Origin of the sequence: Arenibacter amylolyticus, assembly GCF_002150785.1 — a bacterium.
Lineage (GTDB): Bacteria > Bacteroidota > Bacteroidia > Flavobacteriales > Flavobacteriaceae > Arenibacter > Arenibacter amylolyticus.
This window is the reverse complement of the sequence record NZ_MTAZ01000030.1, coordinates 16,202-39,502: the sequence shown is the minus strand read 5'-3', so window position 1 is coordinate 39,502 and position 23,301 is coordinate 16,202. Positions and strand designations below refer to the sequence as shown.

The following is a 23,301-nucleotide window of genomic DNA, read 5'->3' as shown; positions in this document are numbered from 1 at the left end:
TGGTACTTATGATTTAAGTAAGCCGTGAATGTGTTCCATTATACGGATGCTTGCTCCCTTATTTTTGATGACATAGGAGCCATTGATGTTTCCAGTACGCGTTAGATATTCCTGGTCCGAATGTAGTCTGTCCATATTGCTTTTAAACTCCTCCGGGTTGTTTACTACCAGCACGCCGCCTTCCTCTACGAGGTCTTCTGCTTCTTTAAACCCTTGGTAATTGCTCCCAATAAGAACTGGGATTCCAAAAACGGCAGGTTCCAAAGTATTGTGAAGTCCCGTGGCAAATCCGCCTCCAACATAGGCGATGTCTGCGTAGCTATACGTTTTGGTAAGTAACCCAATAGTGTCCAAGATCAACACATCGTACTGGGACAGGGACTTGTTTCGCAATTGGGAGTATAAAACGGTTTTTTTGTGGATAGATTCCTTTAGCTTGTTTATATGGTCGGCCTTAATGTTGTGTGGAGCCAATACATATTTAAAATGCGACGGGGCATTATTGATATAGGGCACTAAAACTGCTTCGTCCTCTGGCCAGGTACTGCCGGCAACCAGTAGTGGGGTGTCTGTTTTAAAGGCTTCCATAAACGCCAGCTGGTTGTCGCGTTCCAAGATTTCCATCACCCTATCAAAGCGCGTATCCCCGCCCACGGTAACGCTATGTATGCCTATTTGGTGCAGTAGGTCTACGGATTCCTGGTTTTGAACAAATATATGGGAGAATTGACCTAGCGCCTTTCGCATAAAGCCTCCGTAATTCTTAAAGTAGATTTGTTGCTTTTTAAAGAGGGCAGAAATAAGCAGGGTGGGGATGTTTCGTTCTCCCAAGGCTTTTAAATAGTTAGGCCAAATTTCATACTTTACGAAAATAGCCAGTTCTGGATTCACGACCTCCACAAAACGCTGGGCATTTTTAAAGGTATCCAAGGGAAGATAGGTAATGGCGTGTGCAACCTCACTGTTCTTTTTAACCTCGTAGCCCGAGGGGGAGAAAAATGTAACCACAATTTTATGGGATGGGTAAGCTGTTTTTAGTCGCTCTATAATTGGCAAGCCTTGCTCAAATTCGCCTAGGGAGGCGGTGTGCACCCAAAACACCCTGTCTTCTGGTGACAAGCTGCCTTCCAGGTAGGGGAAAACACTCTTACGGCCGTCCACAAAAAGTTTAATCTTAGGATGGAATAAGGCAATTAATCGTAAGAATAAATTAGCTGTTTGAAGGGCAAAATTGTAGATCCGGGACACGTGAAAAAGGTTTGGGGCTAAAATACACTTCTTTAAATAATATCCATTAGCTGCGAATCCTTATTTTTGCAATATTATTGTGATAAATTAGGAGGATGAAGAAAATACAAATGGTGGACCTAAGTGGTCAATACCAGGACATTAAAGAGCAAGTAAATAATTCCATCGCCGAGGTGATGGAAACCACCGCTTTTATAAACGGCCCTGAAGTGCACAACTTTCAAAAAGAATTGGAAACCTATTTGGGGGTAAAACATGTAATTCCGTGTGCTAACGGAACCGATGCCCTTCAAATTGCGATGATGGGATTGGGGTTGCAGCCAGGGGATGAGGTAATTACGGCCGATTTTACCTTTGCAGCCACAGTAGAGGTTATTGCACTCTTAAATCTCACGCCTGTTTTGGTAGATGTAGAGCCAGATAGCTTTAATATAGATCCCATAGCTTTGGAAAAGGCCATAACGCCAAAAACCAAAGCCATTGTTCCCGTGCACCTTTTTGGACAATGTGCCAATATGGATGCCATATTGGAGATCGCAGAAAAGCACAATCTTTTTGTAATAGAAGACAATGCACAGGCCATTGGAGCCAGTTACACCCTTAAGGACGGAAGCCGGAAAAAGGCGGGGACTTTTGGCCATGTGGCGGCAACCTCCTTCTTTCCTTCTAAAAACTTAGGTTGTTATGGGGATGGAGGCGCCCTCTTTACCAACGATGATGAATTGGCGCATACCTTACGGGGAATTGTAAATCACGGTATGTATCAGCGCTACCATCACGATGTGGTGGGGGTGAATTCCCGTTTAGATTCCATTCAGGCAGCAGTACTGCGTGCTAAATTGCCGCTGTTAGATCAATACAACGAGAGACGAAGAAAGGCGGCCCAGAAGTATACTGAGGCTTTTGCAGGTCAGGAAAATATTATAGTGCCTAGCATGGTAAATACCTGTGCGGCAGCATGTGGCGATTGCGATTGCCATGTTTTTCATCAATACACCCTGAGGATTACCAATGGAAAGCGAGATGCCCTAGTGGCGCATTTTGCCGACCTCCAAATCCCTTGTGGGGTGTACTACCCTATCCCGCTGCATAGGCAAAAAGCGTATTTGGACGAACGGTACAAGGAGGAAGACTTCCCGGTAACCAATCAATTGGTTAAGGAAGTAATATCCCTGCCGATGCATACGGAATTGGACGATGAGCAAATCGAATACATTGCATCGGCCCTTATAAAATTTGTTAACTCTTAAATAAAAAAAATAGGCGCTCCAGCAAAAGGGAATTCCCTTGTGCTGGCGAAATACACTGCCATAAATAACCAATTAGCGTACAAGAAAAATGAAAATATTAGTAACAGGAGGATTGGGCTTTATAGGCTCTCATACTACAGTAGAATTGCAAAATAAGGGCTATGAGGTGGTTATCATTGATGATCTCTCCAACTCCACCGAAAAGGTGTTAGACGGAATTGTGGCCATTACCGGTAAAAAACCCGTATTTGAAAAATTGGACCTTAAGGAAAAATCCAAAGTTGAGGATTTCTTTAAAAGGCACCAGGACATTGCGGGGGTAATTCATTTTGCGGCTTCCAAAGCAGTAGGGGAGAGCGTAGAAAAACCGCTGCTGTACTATGAAAACAATATAGGGACCTTGGTATATCTATTAAAGGAGCTTTCTAAGAAGCAGCGTTCTAGTTTCATCTTCAGCTCTTCCTGTACGGTATATGGTCAAGCAGATAAAATGCCTATTACCGAAGATGCGCCAGTGAAGGCTGCAGAATCTCCCTATGGGAATACCAAGCAGATTGGCGAAGAAATTATTCAAGAGACCTGTAAGGTAACCCCAGGTATCAATGCTATTGCCTTAAGATATTTTAACCCAATGGGAGCTCATCCCTCGGCAGAGATTGGGGAGTTGCCTATAGGGGTGCCTCAAAACTTAGTGCCTTTTATTACGCAGACTGGTGCCGGAATTAGGGAGCAAATCTCTGTCTTTGGTGGAGATTACCCCACGGAAGATGGTACGTGTATCCGAGATTATATTCATGTGGTAGATTTGGCAAAAGCCCACGTAGTGGCCCTAGAGCGTTTATTGAATGCCAAGAACGAGGAGAATTACGAAGTGTTCAATGTAGGAACGGGTAAAGGCAGTTCCGTTCTAGAAGCCATTCAAAGCTTTGAAAGGGTATCTGGTAAAAAATTAAACTATAAGATTGTAGGGCGTAGACCAGGAGATATTATGACCGCCTATGCCGATACCACTAAAGCTAATGAAGTTCTGGGATGGAAAGCGGAGTCTACCTTGGACGAAGCCATGAAGTCTGCCTGGTTGTGGGAGCAGAAAATTAGAAAATAAACCCTTGCCAATATGAAAAAGCACCTTTTGGGGATAGCCCTCCTGTTGTCTGCCCTAGTTTCGGCCCAGGATACCTACTTGCATTGTGGACAGTTGTTGGATACGAAATCTGGGAAGCTGTTGACCCAAAAAACCATTGTGGTTTCGGGGAATACGATAAAAGGCATCCAAGATGGTTATGTGGAAGCAGGGGCGTCCGATAAAGTTATCGACCTTAAAAATAAAACAGTACTGCCCGGCCTTATAGATATGCACGTACACATTGAAGGGGAGTCTAGTGCTCAATCTTACGTGCATAAATATACCTTAAACGAGGCCGATGTGGCTTTCCGGTCTACCGTGTACGCCAAGCGTACCCTAATGGCCGGATTTACCACGGTGAGAGATCTTGGTGGGACGGGAGTGAATATTGCGCTTAGGAATGCCATCAATAACGGTTTGGTAGTAGGACCTCGAATTTTTACTGCCGGAAAATCCTTGGCAACCACAGGCGGGCATGCAGACCCTACCAACGGTTCTAAGAAAAGCCTAATGGGGGATCCCGGTCCTAATGAAGGGGTGGTGAACTCTGCTGAAGATGCTAAGAAGGCGGTAAGGCAACGCTATAAGGATGGGGCCGATGTGATAAAAATCACGGCTACCGGAGGGGTGCTCAGCGTGGCTAAAAGTGGCCAAAATCCACAGTTTACCATAGAAGAGATTAAAGGGGTAACTGAAACTGCCAAGGATTACGGGATGTTGACCGCTGCCCATGCCCATGGAGATGAAGGGATGCAACGGGCCATTTTAGGCGGAATTAAGACTATTGAGCACGGGAGTTATATGAGTGACGCCACCATGGAACTCATGAAAAAACACGATTCCTATTTAGTGCCAACCATCACTGCCGGGAAGCAGGTGGCTGAAAAAGCTGAGGTAGACGGGTATTTCCCAGAGGTAGTAGCCCAAAAAGCGAGGGAAATTGGACCGCTTATCCAAGGAATGTTTGCTAGGGCCTATAAGAAAGGGGTGCCCATTGCTTTTGGTACCGATGCAGGAGTGTTTCCTCATGGCCTCAATGCCAAGGAATTTGGCTATATGGTAGAGGCGGGGATGCCAATAATGGAGGCCATCCGTTCGGCAACCATTACCAACGCCATGCTGCTAGGTATGGAAGAAGAGTTGGGTCAGCTTAAAGGCGGTTTCTTGGCAGATATCATTGCCGTAGATGGTAATCCTCTGGAAAGTGTAGAAGAACTAGAGAAAGTAGATTTTGTAATGAAAGAAGGAGTGGTCTATAAAGGCCTATAATCCGTGGTTTAGCAAATCTCGATATACTATATGGTACCGCAATTTTCCAACATTAGGGGGTTATTAGAGTATGCCCAGGAAGCCAATCTTTATGATGAGTTGGTGTTGCAGCTAAAAAAGGATTTTACCCTTGCTAATGTAGACTTGGATGTTCCGGAGGATGTTTTGCCTACGGACCTAAAGACGTTGGTTCATGAAAAAGTGTTTTACCTCATAAGGGAGCGGTTTGCAGACTACCTAAACCTACTCTATATCATAGATGTTTCGGAAAAAGTGGTGAAATCCATTCAAAGTGAGGATGTGCTGGAGATTTCCGGGGAGGTGAGTTTGGAAATTCTTAAACGAGAGTGGCAAAAAGTGTGGTTTCGCGATAAATATGGAGGCTAACCTAAAGTTGGAAGCAAAACGAAAATAAGCAGACCACAAATCTATCTGCTAATCTTGCCAATGAGAAAGCCTAGGTTTAAAATCCTTAGGTTTTAAAACATATTGCTACCCGTCGCCAGGCTGAATTCATTCCAAAATTAATAGTCTTCAGAGCGAGTTATTTGGCCTTGAACGGCTTTAAAAGAGGAATAATTGGGCAGAAAAGGGGTGATTAGCTCCTATTTTAAAAATATATGCTAAATATTTGTCAATATTAAGGGCTAAGATAAGCCTAGGTGTTTGAAATATTGTATTTTTGATTTAATTTTTGTTCAAAAGACAGAGAATTTTTTCATGGATAAATATTCTTTTTTAAACGCTGCACATACTTCTTTTTTTGCAGAATTATACGACAAGTATTTAACGAATCCCGATAGCATAGAACCCAGCTGGAGAGCCTTTTTTCAGGGCTTCGACTTTGGAATGGAAAGTTCCAACGAAGGTGATGTGGTGGAAATGGCACCGCCTTCCGCCGCAGAAGGGCAGCAGGTAGAGATACCTAAATCGTTGCAAAAGGAGTTTCAGGTAGTCCGTTTAATTGATGGGTACAGGACCAGAGGTCACCTGTTTACCAAAACCAATCCTGTGCGGGAGAGAAGACAATACTTCCCTACCCTGGATTTGGAGGAGTTTGGATTGGATCGCGGGGATCTGGATACGGTCTTTACCGCAGGGGAGATCTTAGGGATTGGACCAAGCACCCTGGAAAATATAATTGAACACCTAAAGACCATTTATTGCGATGCCATTGGGGTAGAGTATATGTATATCAGAAACCCGGAAAGGGTTGAGTGGATACAGAGCTGGTTAAACGTAAATGATAACCATCCCAATTTTGACGCAGACCAAAAGAAGCATATCCTAAATAAGCTGAATCAGGCAGTGTCTTTTGAAGGATTCTTACATACAAAATATGTTGGGCAAAAAAGATTTTCCCTGGAAGGGAACGAATCTTTGATCCCGGCCTTGGATGCCATGATAGAGCGCGCTGCCGAAATGGAGGTAGAGCAATTTGTGATGGGGATGGCCCATAGGGGGCGTCTTAACGTGCTTACCAATATTTTTGGAAAAGAGGCGAAGGATATTTTCAGTGAATTTGACGGGAAGGATTATGACGAGGAGATTTTCGACGGAGATGTAAAATACCACCTTGGTTGGACCTCTGAGCGAAAGGCCAAGAATGGCAATAAAATTAAAATGACCATTGCTCCCAACCCTTCCCACTTAGAAACCGTAGGTGCGGTGGTGGAAGGAATTACCAGGGCAAAACAAGACCTTCATTATGGGGACAACTTCTCCAAGGTGATGCCCATAGTGGTGCATGGAGATGCTGCGATAGCTGGTCAGGGACTAGTTTATGAACTGGTGCAAATGGCCAATTTGGACGGTTATAAGACAAATGGTACTATACATATAGTAGTGAATAATCAGATTGGATTTACTACTAACTATTTAGATGCCCGTAGCTCTACCTATTGTACGGACGTGGCTAAGGTGACCTTGAGTCCTGTGTTGCATGTAAATGCCGATGACGCCGAAGCTGTAGTACATGCTTCGCATTTTGCGGTGGAATTTAGAATGCGCTTTAAGAGGGACGTTTTCTTGGATCTCTTAGGATATAGGAAGTATGGTCATAACGAAGGCGATGAGCCTCGTTTTACCCAACCTAAATTGTATAAGGCAATTGCCAAACACAAGAATGCAAGGGATATTTATGCCGCAATGCTGATAGAGCAAGGGGTAATTGGAGAGGATTATGTAAAGCAGTTAGAAGAGCAGTATAAAGCCGACCTTGAGGAGGAATTGAAGGATTCTAGGAAAGAAGATAAGACGGTTATTACTCCTTTTATGGCCGATGAGTGGAAAGGATTTGAGTATGTAAGGGATTGGGAAATGTTAGATCCCGTGGATACCTCCTATAGCAGGGAAAAACTTACCGAAATTGCCAAGGTGTTAACCGAGTTGCCAAAGGGCAAAAAGTTCTTGCGTAAAATAGAGCGCTTGGTGAAAGATCGTAAGGATATGTTCTTTAAGAAGAACGCGTTGGATTGGGCCATGGGAGAATTGCTGGCGTTTGGTTCTTTGTTAGAAGAAGGATACGGCGTGCGTATGTCTGGTCAGGATGTGGAAAGAGGTACGTTCTCGCACCGTCATGCAGTAATGAAGGTAGAAGAAAGTGAGGAAGAGGTACTGTTGTTAAACCACCTATCCGAAGATCAAGGAAAGTTTCAGATTTATAATTCCCTATTGTCCGAATACGGAGTGGTGGGGTTTGATTACGGGTACGCCATGGCGAATCCGAATACGCTGACCATTTGGGAGGCCCAGTTTGGGGACTTTAGTAATGGTGCCCAAATTATGATAGACCAGTATATCTCTGCGGCAGAAGATAAGTGGAAAATGCAGAATGGTCTGGTAATGCTATTGCCCCATGGATATGAGGGACAGGGAGCAGAGCATTCCTCCGCTAGGATGGAGCGCTTTTTGCAATTGTGTGCCAGGGATAATATGTATGTAGCCGATGTTACTACTCCTGCAAACTTATTCCATATGTTAAGAAGGCATATGAGGGTTAACTTTAGAAAACCGCTTATTGTATTTACCCCAAAAAGCCTTCTAAGGCATCCGCGTGCAGTATCTACGGTAGAGGAGTTTACCGATGGGAAATTCCAGAAGGTGATAGATGACGCCACTGCTGAGGTGAAGAAAATTAAAAGTTTGGTGTTCTGTACCGGTAAATTCTACTACGATCTTCTAGCGGTTAAAGAGGAGAATAATCGCGATGATGTGGCTTTGGTGAGGATAGAGCAATTGTTCCCTATGCCATCTAGCCAGATCAAAGAAATAATGGAAAAGTATAAATTTGCAGATGATATTGTTTGGGCTCAGGAAGAACCGAGGAATATGGGAGCGTGGAGTCATTTATTGATGCACTTTAGCGAAGCGCATAGATTCCGAGTAGCTTCTAGGAGGTTTTATGCCTCTCCAGCTGCAGGAAGTGCGGTGCGTTCCAAGCGTCGTCATCAGCAGGTGATCGACTATGTGTTCGATATCACAAAAGACAATATGAGTAGGGATCCCGAGGTGGCGAGAAAGGAATCTGAAAGAAAAGCAAACTAACCGAAGTAGTATAAAATAGAAGCGCTTTCAATAACCAAATGGTTGTTGGAGAGAAAATAAGAAAAATCAAAAATTAAAATTATAGCAAATGATTTTAGAAATGAAAGTTCCTTCTCCGGGGGAATCTATTACAGAAGTAGAGATAGCGGAATGGCTGGTGGAAGATGGGGATTATGTAGAGAAAGATCAGGCCATCGCAGAGGTAGATTCGGATAAGGCTACCTTGGAGTTACCTGCAGAAGAGAGTGGGATTATTACACTAAAGGCTGAGGTTGGTGATGCGGTTGCAGTAGGAGCTGTGGTCTGTTTAATCGATACCAGTGCTTCCAAGCCCGAAGGAGCTTCCAAGAAAGAAGAGGCCTCGGAAAAGAAGCAGGAAGATAAGAAGGCTGAAGCGGCACCTGTAGCCGAAAAAGCACCCAAAACGGAAACGGCAACCTATGCTACGGGCACTGCTTCTCCGGCTGCTAAAAAAATATTGGCGGAAAAAGAAATAGATCCTGCAACTATAAAAGGTACAGGGAAAGACGGAAGGGTAACTAAGGCAGATGCTGTGAAGGCGGTGCCTTCCATGGGGACACCTACTGGTGGATCTAGAGGAGAGAGTCGTTCTAGATTATCCATGTTGCGCCGTAAGGTGGCAGAGCGTTTGGTGACCGTTAAGAATGAAACGGCCATGCTTACCACTTTTAATGAGGTAGATATGTCTGCTATCTTTAAATTAAGAGAGCAATACAAAGAGGACTTTAAAGAGAAGCACAATGTAGGTCTTGGATTTATGTCTTTCTTCACCAAAGCAGTGATTAGGGCTTTGCAAATGTATCCTGCAGTAAACTCTATGATAGACGGCAATGAAATGGTGTCATTTGATTTCTGTGATATCAGTATTGCGGTTTCAGGTCCTAGAGGACTAATGGTGCCGGTAATTAGAAATGCCGAGAACTTAAGCTTTAGGGGAATTGAATCCGAGGTGAAGCGATTGGCCTTGAGAGCGCGAGATGGAGATATTACGGTAGATGAGATGACTGGTGGTACCTTTACTATTACTAATGGAGGGGTGTTTGGTTCTATGTTGTCTACCCCAATAATTAATCCGCCACAGAGCGCTATTTTGGGAATGCACAATATTGTAGAGCGTCCTATTGCTAGGGATGGTGCTATTGCCATTGCTCCTATTATGTATGTTGCGTTGTCCTATGATCACAGGATTATAGATGGTAAGGAATCGGTAGGATTCTTGGTAGCCGTTAAGGAGGCCTTGGAAAATCCAGAGGAATTGCTAATGGATAACAACGTAAAGAAAGCCTTGGAAATGTAATTTTTCCTTGAGATAGAATTAAAAAAGGCCCGCTGGATGCTAAATCTGTCGGGCCTTTTTTATTTAATGGAATGATTTATTTTCTAAGATAGAGCCTCGACTTCTTATAGTCGATAACCGCATCTCCTTTTTTAAGTATGTCGGCGCCAATGATGCCATCTACAGGCATCGCCTGGTGGGAGGTTAGGGCTTGGTTTACATGAATAAGATCGAAAAGGACAATTTTGTGTTTCTTCTTGGTCCATTTGCCAATTTCAATCTTGTTTTCGGTAGAGAGCATGGTGAGCATCTCGGTTGCTCCGGCACCTGCCGCCTTAATTTCAGATTCCTCTGAATTCAGTTTAAAGAAATCAATTTTATCCAGGCCGATACAGGTGTTGGAGGCGCCAGTATCTAAAATAAAGAGGCCCTCTACTCCATTGATGGATACCTTTATTTCAAAATGATTGGTGGCGGTAAGAGTAAGGGGAATGGAGGTGTATTTTTTCTTTTTGAGAAATGCTTTCAGGCTGGCCATGTACTTTTTTTGTCAAAGATAATCTTATTTTTGTTCCATGATGATAACAGATACGCATACTCACTTATATAGTGAGCTTTTTGACGAGGACCGTGAGTCCGTTATAAAATCAGCTTTGGATAAGGGGGTTTCCCGTTTTTTTATCCCAGCGATCGATTCGTCTTACACCCAATCAATGTTAGATCTGGAAAAAGCGCATCCAGGCAATATATTTCTAATGATGGGTTTGCACCCTACCTATGTAAAGGAAAACTATAAGGAAGAATTAGGCCACGTGGAAGCGATGCTGGCCTCCAGGAAATTTTATGCGGTAGGGGAGACAGGGATCGACTTGTATTGGGATGATACCTTTTTGGAGGAGCAGAAAATAGCCTTTGTACAACAAATCCAATGGGCTAAGAAATATGGCTATCCCATAGTGATTCACGGTAGGGATAGTTTTGATGAAATCTTTGAGGTATTGGAATCTGAAAAGGGCGATGACTTATACGGCATTTTCCATTGTTTTACCGGAGATTACGAGCAAGCAAAAAAGGCTATTTCCTATAATATGAAACTGGGTATTGGGGGAGTGGTAACTTTTAAGAATGGGAAGATAGATGCCTTTTTAAATAAAATAGACTTAAAGCATATAGTATTAGAGACAGATTCACCTTATTTGGCGCCAATGCCCTACAGAGGAAAGCGAAATGAAAGTGCTCATATTAGCTATGTTTTGGAAAAGGTAGCCTCCTTGTACGGAATGGATGTGGAGGAAGTAGCATCTATTACTACCGAAAACTCCAAAGAGGTATTCGGAATTTAGGGTTCCCTGTTTAATCTTCCCAGCGGAATTTTTCTAATAGGGAGGTAGATCTTGATTAATGGTGTTGGACGGGTGGTGTAGATTGCCGCATTTTTTTAATTCATTTTTAATAACGAGGGCTTGAAAGATAGAAAGACTAAAATTCTCCTGATTTATACCGGAGGTACCATAGGAATGGTTAAGGATTACACCACAGGTGCCTTAAAGGCGTTTAATTTTGAAAAACTTCTGGAACAAATCCCGGAGTTGCATCAGTTAGATTGTGATATTGATGCCATTTCATTTAAAACCCCTATAGATTCATCTAACATGGATGTGCCTAGTTGGGTGGCCATGGCAGAGATGATTGAAGCGCATTACGAAAGCCATGATGGATTTGTAATATTGCACGGTAGCGATACCATGAGTTACACTGCTTCGGCATTGAGTTATATGTTGGAGAATTTAAATAAGCCGGTTGTTTTTACCGGGTCTCAGCTACCCATTGGGGATTTGCGAACCGATGCCAAGGAAAATCTGATTACTTCCGTGCAGATTGCCACCTTGCAAGAAGATCATAAACCTGTGATCAGGGAGGTTTGTCTGTATTTTGAATATAAGTTATATAGGGCAAATCGCACAACCAAGATTAATGCCGAGCATTTTGAGGCCTTTGCTTCTTTAAACTACCCTTCCTTAGCAGAATCTGGGGTGCATTTAAAGGTGAATAGGGAGGCTTTATTGCGGAATAGGAAGGGGAAAACGCTGAAAGTGCATAAGAATATGGACTGCAATGTGGCTATTTTAAAGTTATTCCCCGGTTTTGGAAAATCTTTATTAAAAAGTGTGTTGAATACGCCAAATTTAAAAGCCTTGGTCTTAGAAACTTACGGCTCGGGCAATGCACCTACCGAAGAATGGTTTAAAAAAGAGCTTGCCAGAGCTGTTAAAAAAGGTATCTTTGTGGTGAACGTTACGCAATGTTCCGGAGGAAGTGTTATAATGGGGCAGTATGAAACCAGTGAACACCTCCGAGAATTGGGTGTGATCAACGGAAAAGACATCACTACAGAAGCGGCAATCGCCAAATTGATGTACCTTTTAGGAAATAATGTTTCCCCTAAGTTGTTCAAAACCAAATTTGAAACTCCACTAAGAGGAGAAATGCAATAAAAATAAGGCGCTAAATTTCATTAACTAATATATTTTTTGTTATTTGGCTGCCCAGAAAACTTAGTGTAAACAGAGAGGTGGCCGAGTGGTCGAAGGCGCACGCCTGGAAAGTGTGTATACCCCAAAAGGGTATCGAGGGTTCGAATCCCTTCCTCTCTGCTTTTAAGTTTTTAATTTTTTTATTGTGTTTTTTTTTTATCTTTAACCCTATTAACTAACTAAAATTAAGTTTAGAAAATGAAAAGATTATTCTCTATCCTAGCAACGGCTGGGTTATTTGTAGCAGGTACAAATACGGTAAGTGCAAAAGTTGTGGCTGCGGCGGCAGTTTTGCAAGATGCGGCACCAGCTGCTGAAAAAGGATTTACGCAGGTGCTTAAGGAGCAGTTCATACAAGGAGGTGCCGGATTTATGGGTATCGTTCTTTTATGTTTGATCCTGGGCTTGGCTGTAGCTATTGAAAGGATTATTTATCTAAACTTAGCCACTACCAACACTACTAAATTGAAATTGCAAGTAGAAGACGCTTTAGCTTCTGGCGGAGTGGAAGCTGCAAAAGAATTATGTAGAAATACAAAGGGTCCTGTTGCCTCTATCTACTACCAAGGTTTGGAAAGAGCTGGAGATAGCATTGAGTCTGCCGAGAAAGCGGTAGTTGCTTACGGTGGAGTTCAAATGGGGCAGTTAGAGAAAAACGTTTCTTGGTTATCTTTATTTATTGCGATTGCACCGATGCTTGGGTTTATGGGTACGGTAATCGGGATGATTCAGGCTTTCCAGAAAATTGCAGCGGTAGGTAACTTGAGTGCCTCTCTTATTGCAGGTGATATCCAGGTAGCATTATTGACTACGGTATTTGGTCTTATTACTGCGATCATCCTTCAAATCTTCTACAACTACATCATTGCGAAAATCGACAGTCTTGTAAATGATATGGAAGATTCATCAATCACTTTGATTGATATGTTGGTAGATCACAAAAAATAAGTCGGACTTAATACTTAAAGTATCATGCACAAAATAGTTAAAATAATATTAGTTGTACTAGGTGTCGTTGGAGCCATACTATGGTTTCAGCTGCCAAGTTCAGACGTTCCTGCATCGGAAGCCATCAACAATGGGTCTATGAGCTTTATGTTCAATATTACCTTTGCGTTGTTGGGGATAGCCATAGTTGCTACAGTCCTTTTCGGATTGAAGAACCTTATCACCTCCAAAGGAGGGCTTAAAAAGGCAGCGTTTGTAGTAGTGGGACTGTTGATCGTGGTTGCTATATCATACGCCATGGCCTCCGGTACCGATGTTAATCTGGACGAAATGGCCAGATTGGGCGTCCCTACCACTGAGGATACAGTAAAGATGATAGGAACAGGATTAAACGTGTTCTTTCTTCTAACAATAATTGCGGTTGCAGCCATGTTGTATTCAGGTGCGAAGAAAATGATCAGTAAATAATTTAAAACAATATTATGTCAAAAAGAGGAGCACCACCAGAGGTAAATGCAGGTTCCATGGCAGACATTGCGTTCTTATTGCTTATCTTTTTTCTAGTGACCACCACTATAGAGACAGATGCAGGATTAGACCGAATGTTGCCACCAATAGAGCCGCCTGATACCGATGTGGTCATTAAGCAAAAGAACATCTTTCAGGTGAATATAAACAGGGATGGACAGTTATTGGCCGATGAGGAATTAATAGATATTAAGGATCTTAGAGCTAAAGCAATGGCCTTCTTGGACAACGGCGGAGCCCCAGCTGGAAGTCCGGATTACTGTAACTATTGTCAAGGGAACAGAGATCCTAGTTCTTCAGATAACCCATCCAAGGCAATTATATCACTGAAAAACGATAGAGAAACCAAGTACGGGACCTATATAACGGTTCAAAACGAATTGGTAGCAGCTTATAACGAATTAAGAAATCGGGAGGCACAGCGTTTGTACAAGAGAAACTTTACGGACATGGAAGCTGAATACCTCAACCCTGAAACCTCTGATGAGGATAAGGAGAGGCTGAAGGAAAGAGTGAAGAGTATTCAGGACTTGTTTCCTATGAAACTGTCTGAAGCGGAAACTTCCTCATCTAATTAATGCTTAAAAAACAAAAGTACTATGTCAAAATTTAACAAGAAAAAGGATGCCGCTTTACCTGCTGTGAATACGGCCTCCTTGCCAGATATTGTTTTTATGCTCTTGTTCTTTTTTATGACAGTTACCGTAATGAAAGATAGTACCTTAAAGGTGGAAAACACCCTGCCTAACGCTACTGAAATCAAAAAACTGGAGAAAAAGGATCGGGTAATTTACATCTACGTAGGGAAACCTACTAGAGAGTATCAAAAACTATACGGAACCGAATCAAAAATTCAATTGAACGATAAGTTCGCGGATGCTTCCGATGTGGGTGATTATATTTTAATGGAAAGGGCTAAAAAGCCTCAGGAACTTCAAAATGTATTGACCACTTCTCTAAAGGTAGACAAGGATGCCAATATGGGAATCATTTCGGATATCAAACAAGAACTGAGAAAAGTAAATGCGCTTAAGGTAAACTATACTACCTATGAAGGTGATGCCTTCCGTAATTTACAATAGTTAATAGAGGATTAGAGAATTAAAACGCTTCAAATGCCATGCATTTGAAGCGTTTTTTTGTTTAAAATAATTACCTTTATTCCTTATGAAGGGAGCACTACTTATTGTATGCTATTTGGTTGGCTTGTGGGGCTTTGCCCAGGAGGTGGTTATACGGGATGAACAGGATAGGAAGTTCTTGGAAGATCAATTTTACCTAGGGGTAACTTATAACTTTCTTTGGGACCTTCCCGAGGAAGTGGAACAGAGAAACCTCTCCTACGGCCTTCAGGGTGGCTTTATAAAAGACATCCCCTTAAATTGGGATAGGACCATAGGCTTGGGCTGGGGGATAGGCTATGCCATTAATTCGTACTATTCCAACGTACGGGCTGTGAAGGCTGGGGACAATGTTAGTTATGAGCTGTTGGAAAGGACCACCGCTTATAAAAGGAATAAAATTGAAACCCATGCGGTAGAAATGCCCATACAATTTAGATGGCGTAACGCAACTGCCGAGGACTATAAGTTTTGGCGGGTGTACACTGGTCTTAAATTTGGGTACGTATTTGGAAACCGATCCAAGTTTGTAGACGATACCACTAAAATAGGTTTTTATAACCGGGATGTTCGTAAAATTCAGTACGGCCTTGCTTTGGATGTAGGGTACAATACCTTTAATATACACGCTTATTATTCCTTAACCTCCTTATTTAGGGATGGGGTAACGTTAAATACGGGTACTCCCTTAGATCATCATCCGTTGCAAATAGGTCTGATCTTTTATATTCTATAACCAGAACTTTATAGTAAAGAGTTGGGTGCCCATACCCAATACTAGCCCTGTTAAGACCCTTGCCCAGTTATTATTGGTGATGTAGAGTCTAGCAGTAGCAGCTAAGCCAGTGAGTATGGTAATAAGGCTTATAAGGCCAATCATATGCTGTTCTAAATGTATACTGAGGTGAATAAGGAACATCAGTAAACTTCCCATTCCTACTAAATGTAGGCTACATCTAAAATTTAGAAATATTAATAGCAAAGCTGCAAAGGTGGCGGCAATTAATCCCAGGAAAAAAAAGTGTAATGGTAGCAATAAGTGGTTGGGGATAACGCGTATTACTACCACTAATAAAAGGGCTAAAATAAGATACAATGGGTATTTTTCATTGTATAGTAAGGGGTGCTGTATGTTGCTTCCCAATGCTAAATTACAAACTATAACATAGAATAGTAAGGGGATAAGAACCGTTAGGATGAAAATAGGGACTAGGATCCCTGCCTGCGCTTCTATGGAATGATATCCTGGTGTAAGTAGGAAATAGGCCAAAGTCCCGGCAAAGGGGATGTAAAGTGGGTGCAGCAGGTAGGATACAAGTTTTAGTAGGGCGCCCATTAGATTTCTTTGCGAAGCCTAGCTACTGGGATGTCCAATTGTTCCCTGTACTTAGCTACAGTTCTACGTGCAATTGGGTAGCCTTTTTCCTTTAATAAGGAGGCTAATTTATCATCGGTATAAGGTTTTCTTTTGGGTTCGTCCATGATCACCATTTCCAAGATCTTTTTAATCTCCCTGGTAGATACCTCTTCGCCCTGTTCATTAGTCATGGATTCCGAGAAGAAATCCTTGATTAATTTGGTGCCATAAGGAGTATCTACATATTTACTGTTGGCTACCCGGGATACCGTGGAGACGTCCATATCAATGGCGTCTGCAATATCCTTGAGTATCATTGGCCGCAATTTACGCTCATCGCCACTTAGGAAATATTCCTTTTGGTAGTGCATTATCTCGTTCATGGTGATATAGAGGGTTTGCTGCCGTTGCCTGATAGCATCAATAAACCATTTTGCGGAATCTAGCTTTTGCTTGATGAACAGCACCGTATCCTTTTGTGATTTGGATTTGGTCTTGGCGTGCTTAAAGCCTTCTAGCATATTGCTATATTCCCTAGATACGTGTAATTCCGGGGCGTTTCTACCATTGAGACTTAATTCTAACTCTCCCTCTGTAATGCGTATGGTGAAATCTGGGACTACATGCTCCACAATTCTGTTATTGCCAGAATAAGAGCCGCCCGGTTTGGGGTTAAGTCGCTCTATTTCGGTAATGGCGTGCCTTAATTGCTCTTCCGTAATCCCGTGCTTTTGAAGTAGCCTTTGATAATGTTTTTTGGAAAATTGATCAAAAGAATTTTCCAATAAATCTATGGCCAGCTCAACACTGGCCGTGGGTTGCTTTCTTTTTAGTTGTATTAAGAGACATTCTTCCAAAGACCGCGCGCCAACCCCTGCCGGATCCAAATCTTGAACAATATGTAGCACCTTTTCAATAGTAGCTACATCCGTATAAATGTTCTGGGTAAAGGCAAGGTCGTCCATTATATCTTCTAGTGGCCGCCTAATGTAGCCGCTTTCGTCTACACTTCCCACCAAAAATTGGGCAATAGACCACTCTTCGTCACTTAGGTAAACAGTGTTTAACTGATTGATCAAATATTGGTTGAAGGAAATTCCAGCAGCATACGGAACATTCTTCTCCTCATCGTCCGGACTGTAATTACTGGTCTGAGTTCTATAGTCGGGAATTTCGTCGTCACTTAAATACTCATCTATATTGATGTCTTCCGCACTAATGCTTTCACTATCTGTTTCATTATCATAGAGATCTTCAAAATCGTCCTCTTGGGACTCGGTTTCTTCTTTGCCCGATTCCAACGCAGGATTTTCCTCCAACTCTTGTTTTAGACGCTGTTCAAATGCCTGTGTAGGTAATTGAATCAACTTCATCAACTGTATTTGTTGAGGGGATAATTTCTGTGATAATTTAAATTGTAAGTGTTGTTTCAGCATAAGGGGTCGTAATCTTTCTTATAAAGTTAAAGAATAAAGATTAGAATTCTGCATTTTGTGGGGTTCTGGGAAATGGAATTACGTCCCTGATATTACCCATGCCAGTTGCAAAGAGTACTAAGCGCTCAAAACCAAGACCAAAGCCACTGTGTACGGCAGTACCAAATTTCCTTAATTCTAAGTACCACCAAAGTTCTTCCTCACTTAAGTTTAGGGCTTTTATCTTCTCCTTTAATACATCTAGTCGCTCTTCACGCTGTGATCCTCCAACAATTTCGCCAATTCCAGGGAATAGAACATCCATGGCTCTCACCGTTTTTCCATCTTCATTTAATCGCATATAAAACGCTTTGATATCTGCAGGGTAATCAAAAAGGATTACGGGACACTTAAAGTGCTTTTCTACCAAATAGCGTTCGTGCTCGCTCTGCAGGTCTGCTCCCCACTGGTCTATTGGATACTGAAAGCGTTTCTTTTTGTTGGGCTTAGAATTCCTTAAAATTTCTATGGCCTCGGTATAGGAAACTCTTTTAAAGGTGTTTTCCGATACAAATTTTAACTTTTCTATCAACGGCATAGGGCTTCGGTCTGCCATTGGTTTGTTTTTCTCTTCCTCTAATAGTCGCTGCTCTAAAAATTCTAAATCATCCTTGGAGTGCTCCAGGGTATAGTTGATCACTTCTTTAATAAAATCTTCGGCCAAATCCATATTGGCATCTAGGTCATTAAACGCCACCTCGGGCTCTATCATCCAGAATTCGGATAAATGCCTGGAAGTGTTGGAATTTTCTGCTCTAAAAGTTGGGCCAAAAGTGTATATTTTTCCCAAGCCCATTGCGTATGCTTCCCCTTCCAATTGTCCGGAAACGGTTAAATGAGTTTCTTTTCCAAAGAAATCCTCACTATAGTCCACTTCACCGTCTTCGGTTAAAGGGGTATTTTTCATATCCAAAGTAGATACACGGAACATTTCTCCCGCACCTTCGGCATCCGATCCTGTAATTATTGGGGTATGTACGTATTGGAAACCGTTCTTCTGAAAATACTGGTGTACGGCAAACGATAGGGTAGAGCGTACCCTCATGATGGCGGCAAAGGTATTGGTGCGAACCCTAAGGTGGGCTTTAGCACGTAAAAATTCCAAGGAGTGTTTCTTAGGTTGTATAGGATAGGTGTCCGGATCTGCTTCACCTAATACGGTAAGTTCCTTTACTTCTATCTCTACATCTTGGCCTTTACCCTGACTTTCTATCAAGGTACCCGAAATTTTCAATGCAGCACCGGTATTGATTTTCTTAAGGAGTTGGTCATCAAACTCCTCAAAATTTACAACGCATTGTATGTTCTTTATGGTAGACCCATCATTAAGGGCGATAAACCTATTGCTTCTATAGGATCTTACCCAGCCATTTACGGTAACTTCTTTGTGAAGGTGGGCTGTTGAGAGTAATTCTTTTACGTTATACGTGCTCATGTTTATTGCTTGTAATTTAAGTGGCAAAGATAGCCATTTTCAATATTATGTGTAGGTTCTACAGGGCCTTAAGTTTTATTTTGAAAGATCTTGATTTTCCTGTGCTGAATTTAAATCTTCTTGGGGAAGAATGTCTATTTGCGGTTCTTTAAGGACCTCCTTATTGGCGATGCTTCTTTCTAGGGAAAGCAGCAGGGAGGGCAATAATAGTAGGTTTGCCAACATTGCGAACAATAGAGTGGCAGAAACCAACGATCCCAAGGCCACGGTGCCCCCAAAACTGGAGATGGTAAAGACAGAGAAACCAAAGAATAATACAATGGAGGTGTAAAACATACTGACCCCCGTTTCTCTTAGTGCGGCGTAGACAGATTTCTTAATCTTCCATTTGTTGGCAATGAGTTCTTGGCGGTACTTTGCCAAAAAGTGTATGGTGTCGTCCACAGAGATTCCAAAGGCGATGCTAAAGACTAAGATGGTAGATGGTTTAATGGGGACTCCTACAAATCCCATCACTCCGGCGGTTACAATTAACGGTAGTAAGTTAGGGATAAGCGAGATGATCACCATTCTGAAGGAGCGAAATAAGTAGGCCATAAACAAGGCAATAAGGCCTATGGCCAAACTTAGGGACAATATTAGGTTTTTAACCAAGTATTTGGTGCCCTTTAAGAATAACAACGCACTCCCAGTCATGCTTACCTCATAACGGTCCGATGGGAATATTTTATCGATATGATCTTGGAGTGTACCTTCAATGGCCTCCATTCTTTCGGTATTCACATCTTTCATATAGGTAGTTATTCTGGCTACCTGTCCAGTACTATCTACAAAACTGTTAAGAAGGTTGCCGTTGTTTTCGGAGTTACGGGCAACATCCATGATAAAATTGTTCTCTTGCGAGGTGGGGAGTTGGTAGTATTTGGGAATTCCATTGTAAAAGGCCTGTTTGGAGTATTTTACAAGGTCTACCATGGAAATAGGTCTGGATAATTCCGGAATGTCCACGATATGACTCCCCAATTCGTCCATTTTCTTTAGGTTGGTGGGTCTTAACACCCCCCTAGGCCTCTTGGTGTCTACTACAATTTCTACCGGCATTATACCGTCAAACTCCTGTTCAAAGAACTTTATGTCCTTAAAGAACTTCGCCTTTTTGGGCATGTCTTCAATAGGACTGCCAGAGATTTCTATTTGATAAATACCAATAATGCTCGCTACCAATAGGGAAATGGATACGATATAAACGGCTATCCTTCGCTCGCGCACTATTCGCTCCATCCAATTGACAAAGGTCTCTATCCATTTAGTATTTAGATGTTTTAAATGCTTGCTCTTTGGAAGTGGCATAAAACTGTAAATAATGGGAATGATAAGGAGGGAGAGCACAAATATCCCGAGAATATTTATGGATGCCACAATACCAAATTCCTTTAATAATTTACTGTCCGTAATAATAAAGGTAGCAAAGCCAGAGGCGGTGGTGACATTGGTCATTAGGGTGGCATTCCCAATTTTAGAGATTACCCGTTGTAGGGAAAGGGCCTGGTTGCCATGTTTTTTAACTTCCTGCTGATACTTGTTAATTAAAAAGATGCAATTGGGGATTCCTATAACGATGATCAGGGGAGGGATGAGGGCTGTTAAAACCGTTATTTCATATTGCAAAAGACCTAAAATACCAAAGGCCCACATTACCCCAATAATTACTACAAGCATAGAAATGAACGTAGCCCTAACGCTTCTAAAGAAGAAAAAGAAAATTAAGGAGGTTACCCCCAGGGCCGCTAAGATGAATTTCCCTATTTCATCTATAATGTTTTGGGAGTTCATTGTCCTTATATAGGGCATCCCGGATACCCTAACATCCATCCCAGTTTCTTTCTCAAAACTTTGGATCAAGGGATTAAATTCTTCTAGTATAAAATCTTTACGGACGGAGGTGTTCACAAGGTCTTTGTCCAAGTAAACAACGGTGCGTATTGTATGTGTCTTTTTATTGTAGATTAAATTCTCGTAAAACGGCAGCTCGTTAAAGAGGTGGTTGGTAATACTATCGATGGCCTCTTTGGTTGTTGGAGGAGTCTCTATTAGAGGGCGCATAACAAATTTATTCCCTTCGTTGTCCTTAACCAATTCTTGAAGGTTGTCTGTAGATAGTACAAAATCTACCTCGGGGAAAGCATCCAGCTGCTTGCTCAATCGGTTCCAGCGATTAAATTTTTCCGGGGTAAACAGGGTACTGTCCTTTATCGCTAGTACCATTGCATTGCCCTCTTCCCCAAATTGTTCTAAGAACTTTAGGTATTCCAAATTCACCGGATGATGATCTGGCAAAAGATTGGCCTGTGTGTTGGAGAATTGCATTTTATCCCACTGTAGCCCCATGCCAACGGTAGTAGCAGCTAGGAGTAATAGGATAAGGATTCTGTTTCTAAGTATTATTCGTACGGTTTTTGCCCAAAAACCTTGTGTTAGCTTTGCAACCATCTGGTAGATACTTCGTTTATCACTTAGCCCTAAAGGGCAAAAAAATCTCTTGTATTAAAATCCGGTTTGATGAAAATGTACAGCGCGGAAACTAAATTTATATGCGCGCAAAGGTAGAGAATGATTGCTTTTGTTCCTAGGATGGGGAGTCAAAATACCAGCGTGCCAAACTGCTGGGGACCGAGCGGGTTTTGGATAGGGTGTTTTGCCATGGGGTGCCCTTCCCGGTAAAAGGAAGAGAGCGACTGTGGTAGTCGCTCTCTGGTAATTATTGTTTCTAATTAGATGGTCATTATCTCGGCTTCCTTAACATCCAATAGGGCATCTATTTTTTTGATGTATTTGTCGGTCAGGGTCTGCACGTCGTTCTCGGCACCCTTCTGCAAGTCTTCGGATACATCCAGATTTCTGATATCCTTGTTGGCTTCCTGCCTGGAGTTCCTAATACCTATTTTGGCCTCTTCGGCTTCGGCTTTGGCTTGTTTTACCAAGTCCCTCCTGCGCTCTTCGGTCAATGGTGGAACATTGATGATTACATAGTCACCATTGTTCATAGGGTTAAAGCCCAAGTTAGCGTTCATAATCGCCTTTTCTATTTCTTGGAGCATGTTCTTCTCCCATGGCTGAACAGATAGGGTTCTGGCATCGGGGGTGCTTACGTTGGCTACTTGAGACAACGGGGTTTGTGAACCATAGTATTCTACCATCACGCTAGAAAGCATTACGGGGCTCGCTTTTCCGGCCCTGATCTTCACGAACATACGTTCCAAGTGCTCAATGGCGCCATCCATGCCTTCTTTGGCGGTGTCCAGTATAAATTTAATATCCTCGTTCATATGCTATATGTTAATTAGATGTAATTCGAAAATTGTGGAAACTATAGGTTAACTACCGTCCCAATGTTTTCTCCGGAAACCAGTTTTAGAAGGTTTCCTTTCTTGTTCATATCGAAAACTACTATGGGTAACTCATTCTCCTGGCTAAGGGTAAATGCCGTGGTGTCCATTACTTTTAACCCTCTGGTTAATACATCCTTAAAGGTAATGGTATCAAATTTAGTGGCTGTTTCATCTTTCTCGGGATCTGAAGTATAAATGCCATCTACACGGGTTCCTTTAAGGATTACATTGGCCTCTATTTCTATGGCTCGTAAAACCGCGGCCGAATCGGTAGTGAAATATGGATTCCCAGTACCACCCCCAAAAATAACGACCCTTCCTTTTTCCAAATGGCGCATAGCTCGTCTTCTTATGAAAGGTTCGGCCACCTCATTGATCTGTATGGCCGATTGCAATCTGGTCTGTACTCCTTTTAATTCCAAAGCGCTTTGCAAGGCCAAGCCGTTAATCACTGTGGCCAACATTCCCATATGGTCTGCCTGTACTCTGTCCATTCCTTGACTGGCACCTGCCAAGCCTCTAAAAATGTTTCCTCCTCCAATTACAATAGCAACCTCAGTGCCTTTGTCTACTACTTCTTTAATCTCCTCGGCGTATTCTGATAGTCTTTTTGGGTCTATGCCGTATTGATTTTCTCCCATTAAGGCTTCACCACTGAGTTTTAATAGAATTCTTTTGTATTGCATCATGCTTTGATTAATTCAAAGCAAAAATAATAAAAAATATGTACGAAGCAGACTGTTGGTGAGGATTCGTGCCTCCTAATTATTTCACAATG

The 23,301-nt window shown here is 42.2% G+C and carries 21 protein-coding genes and 1 tRNA gene; 14 read left to right on the top strand and 8 right to left on the bottom strand.

The genetic code is table 11. From position 1 onward, the window contains the following. Positions 1–6: 6 nt before the first annotated feature. Positions 7–1,248 carry a 3-deoxy-D-manno-octulosonic acid transferase gene (locus tag BV214_RS11700; protein WP_086477691.1) on the bottom strand — a complete coding sequence of 414 codons (1,242 nt, stop codon included), beginning with the start codon at positions 1,246–1,248 and terminating at the stop codon, positions 7–9. 95 nt (positions 1,249–1,343) lie between these two features. Here BV214_RS11700 and BV214_RS11695 point away from each other — a divergent pair, with 95 nt between their 5' ends. The 6 genes from BV214_RS11695 (at position 1,344) to odhB (ending at position 9,757) form a co-directional block, all read left to right on the top strand. Then, positions 1,344–2,498, top strand: a complete 1,155-nt coding sequence (locus tag BV214_RS11695) for a DegT/DnrJ/EryC1/StrS family aminotransferase (protein WP_086477690.1) — start codon at positions 1,344–1,346, stop codon at positions 2,496–2,498. A gap of 88 nt (positions 2,499–2,586) precedes the next feature. Continuing rightward, positions 2,587–3,603, top strand: a complete 1,017-nt coding sequence (gene galE / locus BV214_RS11690; RefSeq protein ID WP_086477689.1) for a UDP-glucose 4-epimerase GalE — start codon at positions 2,587–2,589, stop codon at positions 3,601–3,603. A 12-nt stretch (positions 3,604–3,615) separates the two neighbouring features. After that, a complete protein-coding gene (locus BV214_RS11685) occupies positions 3,616–4,893 on the top strand; it encodes a metal-dependent hydrolase family protein (RefSeq protein WP_086477688.1) in 1,278 nt (425 codons plus the stop codon). A 30-nt stretch (positions 4,894–4,923) separates the two neighbouring features. After that, positions 4,924–5,280 (top strand): hypothetical protein, encoded by a 357-nt coding sequence (locus BV214_RS11680; protein ID WP_086477687.1) that lies wholly within the window; start codon positions 4,924–4,926, stop codon positions 5,278–5,280. Between the two features lie 333 nt (positions 5,281–5,613). After that, positions 5,614–8,439: a 2-oxoglutarate dehydrogenase E1 component gene (locus BV214_RS11675; RefSeq protein WP_086477686.1), complete on the top strand. Its 2,826-nt coding sequence runs from the start codon at positions 5,614–5,616 to the stop codon at positions 8,437–8,439. 88 nt (positions 8,440–8,527) lie between these two features. Then, entirely contained in the window at positions 8,528–9,757 is a 1,230-nt protein-coding gene (gene odhB / locus BV214_RS11670) for a 2-oxoglutarate dehydrogenase complex dihydrolipoyllysine-residue succinyltransferase (RefSeq protein ID WP_086477685.1), read from the top strand. Positions 9,758–9,833: 76 nt separating this feature from the next. Here odhB and BV214_RS11665 read toward each other — a convergent pair whose 3' ends face one another. Further along, positions 9,834–10,274, bottom strand: coding sequence for a retropepsin-like aspartic protease family protein (locus BV214_RS11665; protein WP_086477684.1), 441 nt, complete (start codon positions 10,272–10,274; stop codon positions 9,834–9,836). 37 nt (positions 10,275–10,311) lie between these two features. On the opposite strand from BV214_RS11665, the gene BV214_RS11660 reads away from it, so the two are divergent. The 8 genes from BV214_RS11660 to BV214_RS11625 all read left to right on the top strand — a co-directional run bounded on the left by BV214_RS11660 (position 10,312) and on the right by BV214_RS11625 (position 15,603). Next, positions 10,312–11,079, top strand: a complete 768-nt coding sequence (locus BV214_RS11660; RefSeq protein WP_086477683.1) for a TatD family hydrolase — start codon at positions 10,312–10,314, stop codon at positions 11,077–11,079. Between the two features lie 120 nt (positions 11,080–11,199). Next, a complete protein-coding gene (locus BV214_RS11655) occupies positions 11,200–12,231 on the top strand; it encodes an asparaginase (RefSeq protein ID WP_223883408.1) in 1,032 nt (343 codons plus the stop codon). Between the two features lie 71 nt (positions 12,232–12,302). Then, positions 12,303–12,390, top strand: a tRNA-Ser gene (locus BV214_RS11650). Positions 12,391–12,468: 78 nt separating this feature from the next. Further along, complete coding sequence (locus BV214_RS11645; RefSeq protein WP_086477682.1) at positions 12,469–13,218, top strand: MotA/TolQ/ExbB proton channel family protein; 750 nt, start codon at positions 12,469–12,471, stop codon at positions 13,216–13,218. Between the two features lie 24 nt (positions 13,219–13,242). Next, positions 13,243–13,686 (top strand): hypothetical protein, encoded by a 444-nt coding sequence (locus tag BV214_RS11640; RefSeq protein ID WP_086477681.1) that lies wholly within the window; start codon positions 13,243–13,245, stop codon positions 13,684–13,686. 14 nt (positions 13,687–13,700) lie between these two features. Next, positions 13,701–14,324, top strand: a complete 624-nt coding sequence (locus tag BV214_RS11635; protein ID WP_086477680.1) for an ExbD/TolR family protein — start codon at positions 13,701–13,703, stop codon at positions 14,322–14,324. A gap of 21 nt (positions 14,325–14,345) precedes the next feature. After that, on the top strand, positions 14,346–14,828 hold the full coding sequence (locus tag BV214_RS11630) for an ExbD/TolR family protein (RefSeq protein ID WP_086477679.1): 483 nt from the start codon (positions 14,346–14,348) through the stop codon (positions 14,826–14,828). 85 nt (positions 14,829–14,913) lie between these two features. Further along, on the top strand, positions 14,914–15,603 hold the full coding sequence (locus BV214_RS11625) for a porin family protein (RefSeq protein WP_086477678.1): 690 nt from the start codon (positions 14,914–14,916) through the stop codon (positions 15,601–15,603). Here BV214_RS11625 and BV214_RS11620 read toward each other — a convergent pair. From BV214_RS11620 to pyrH, 6 genes are all read right to left on the bottom strand, one after another. Next, positions 15,598–16,203, bottom strand: coding sequence for a hypothetical protein (locus BV214_RS11620; protein ID WP_223883409.1), 606 nt, complete (start codon positions 16,201–16,203; stop codon positions 15,598–15,600). The genes BV214_RS11625 and BV214_RS11620 overlap by 6 nt on opposite strands. Further along, positions 16,203–17,660 (bottom strand): RNA polymerase factor sigma-54, encoded by a 1,458-nt coding sequence (rpoN, locus tag BV214_RS11615; protein ID WP_086477677.1) that lies wholly within the window; start codon positions 17,658–17,660, stop codon positions 16,203–16,205. Before rpoN ends, BV214_RS11620 begins: the two co-directional genes overlap by 1 nt. Before the next feature lie 40 nt (positions 17,661–17,700). Further along, the gene (gene asnS, locus BV214_RS11610) at positions 17,701–19,134 is read right to left on the bottom strand and encodes an asparagine--tRNA ligase (RefSeq protein ID WP_086477676.1); all 1,434 of its coding nucleotides are present in this window, start codon (positions 19,132–19,134) and stop codon (positions 17,701–17,703) included. Positions 19,135–19,209: 75 nt separating this feature from the next. Further along, complete coding sequence (locus BV214_RS11605; RefSeq protein WP_086477675.1) at positions 19,210–21,624, bottom strand: efflux RND transporter permease subunit; 2,415 nt, start codon at positions 21,622–21,624, stop codon at positions 19,210–19,212. 281 nt (positions 21,625–21,905) lie between these two features. Then, positions 21,906–22,460, bottom strand: coding sequence for a ribosome recycling factor (gene frr / locus BV214_RS11600; protein ID WP_086477674.1), 555 nt, complete (start codon positions 22,458–22,460; stop codon positions 21,906–21,908). 41 nt (positions 22,461–22,501) lie between these two features. Then, a complete protein-coding gene (gene pyrH, locus BV214_RS11595) occupies positions 22,502–23,209 on the bottom strand; it encodes a UMP kinase (RefSeq protein WP_086477705.1) in 708 nt (235 codons plus the stop codon). Positions 23,210–23,301 lie beyond the last annotated feature (92 nt).

Excerpts from the sequence above, each read along its gene's own strand:
- rpoN (WP_086477677.1), bottom strand. The coding sequence starts at position 17,660 with ATGCTGAAACAACACTTACAATTTAAATTATCACAGAAATTATCCCCT.
- BV214_RS11630 (WP_086477679.1), top strand. The coding sequence starts at position 14,346 with ATGTCAAAATTTAACAAGAAAAAGGATGCCGCTTTACCTGCTGTGAAT.
- BV214_RS11685 (WP_086477688.1), top strand. The coding sequence starts at position 3,616 with ATGAAAAAGCACCTTTTGGGGATAGCCCTCCTGTTGTCTGCCCTAGTT.
- BV214_RS11695 (WP_086477690.1), top strand. The coding sequence starts at position 1,344 with ATGAAGAAAATACAAATGGTGGACCTAAGTGGTCAATACCAGGACATT.
- BV214_RS11640 (WP_086477681.1), top strand. The coding sequence starts at position 13,243 with ATGCACAAAATAGTTAAAATAATATTAGTTGTACTAGGTGTCGTTGGA.
- BV214_RS11680 (WP_086477687.1), top strand. The coding sequence starts at position 4,924 with ATGGTACCGCAATTTTCCAACATTAGGGGGTTATTAGAGTATGCCCAG.
- galE (WP_086477689.1), top strand. The coding sequence starts at position 2,587 with ATGAAAATATTAGTAACAGGAGGATTGGGCTTTATAGGCTCTCATACT.
- frr (WP_086477674.1), bottom strand. The coding sequence starts at position 22,460 with ATGAACGAGGATATTAAATTTATACTGGACACCGCCAAAGAAGGCATG.
- BV214_RS11665 (WP_086477684.1), bottom strand. The coding sequence starts at position 10,274 with ATGGCCAGCCTGAAAGCATTTCTCAAAAAGAAAAAATACACCTCCATT.
- BV214_RS11660 (WP_086477683.1), top strand. The coding sequence starts at position 10,312 with ATGATGATAACAGATACGCATACTCACTTATATAGTGAGCTTTTTGAC.
- asnS (WP_086477676.1), bottom strand. The coding sequence starts at position 19,134 with ATGAGCACGTATAACGTAAAAGAATTACTCTCAACAGCCCACCTTCAC.
- BV214_RS11675 (WP_086477686.1), top strand. The coding sequence starts at position 5,614 with ATGGATAAATATTCTTTTTTAAACGCTGCACATACTTCTTTTTTTGCA.
- BV214_RS11620 (WP_223883409.1), bottom strand. The coding sequence starts at position 16,203 with ATGGGCGCCCTACTAAAACTTGTATCCTACCTGCTGCACCCACTTTAC.
- BV214_RS11635 (WP_086477680.1), top strand. The coding sequence starts at position 13,701 with ATGTCAAAAAGAGGAGCACCACCAGAGGTAAATGCAGGTTCCATGGCA.
- BV214_RS11625 (WP_086477678.1), top strand. The coding sequence starts at position 14,914 with ATGAAGGGAGCACTACTTATTGTATGCTATTTGGTTGGCTTGTGGGGC.
- BV214_RS11645 (WP_086477682.1), top strand. The coding sequence starts at position 12,469 with ATGAAAAGATTATTCTCTATCCTAGCAACGGCTGGGTTATTTGTAGCA.
- BV214_RS11605 (WP_086477675.1), bottom strand. The coding sequence starts at position 21,624 with ATGGTTGCAAAGCTAACACAAGGTTTTTGGGCAAAAACCGTACGAATA.
- odhB (WP_086477685.1), top strand. The coding sequence starts at position 8,528 with ATGATTTTAGAAATGAAAGTTCCTTCTCCGGGGGAATCTATTACAGAA.
- pyrH (WP_086477705.1), bottom strand. The coding sequence starts at position 23,209 with ATGCAATACAAAAGAATTCTATTAAAACTCAGTGGTGAAGCCTTAATG.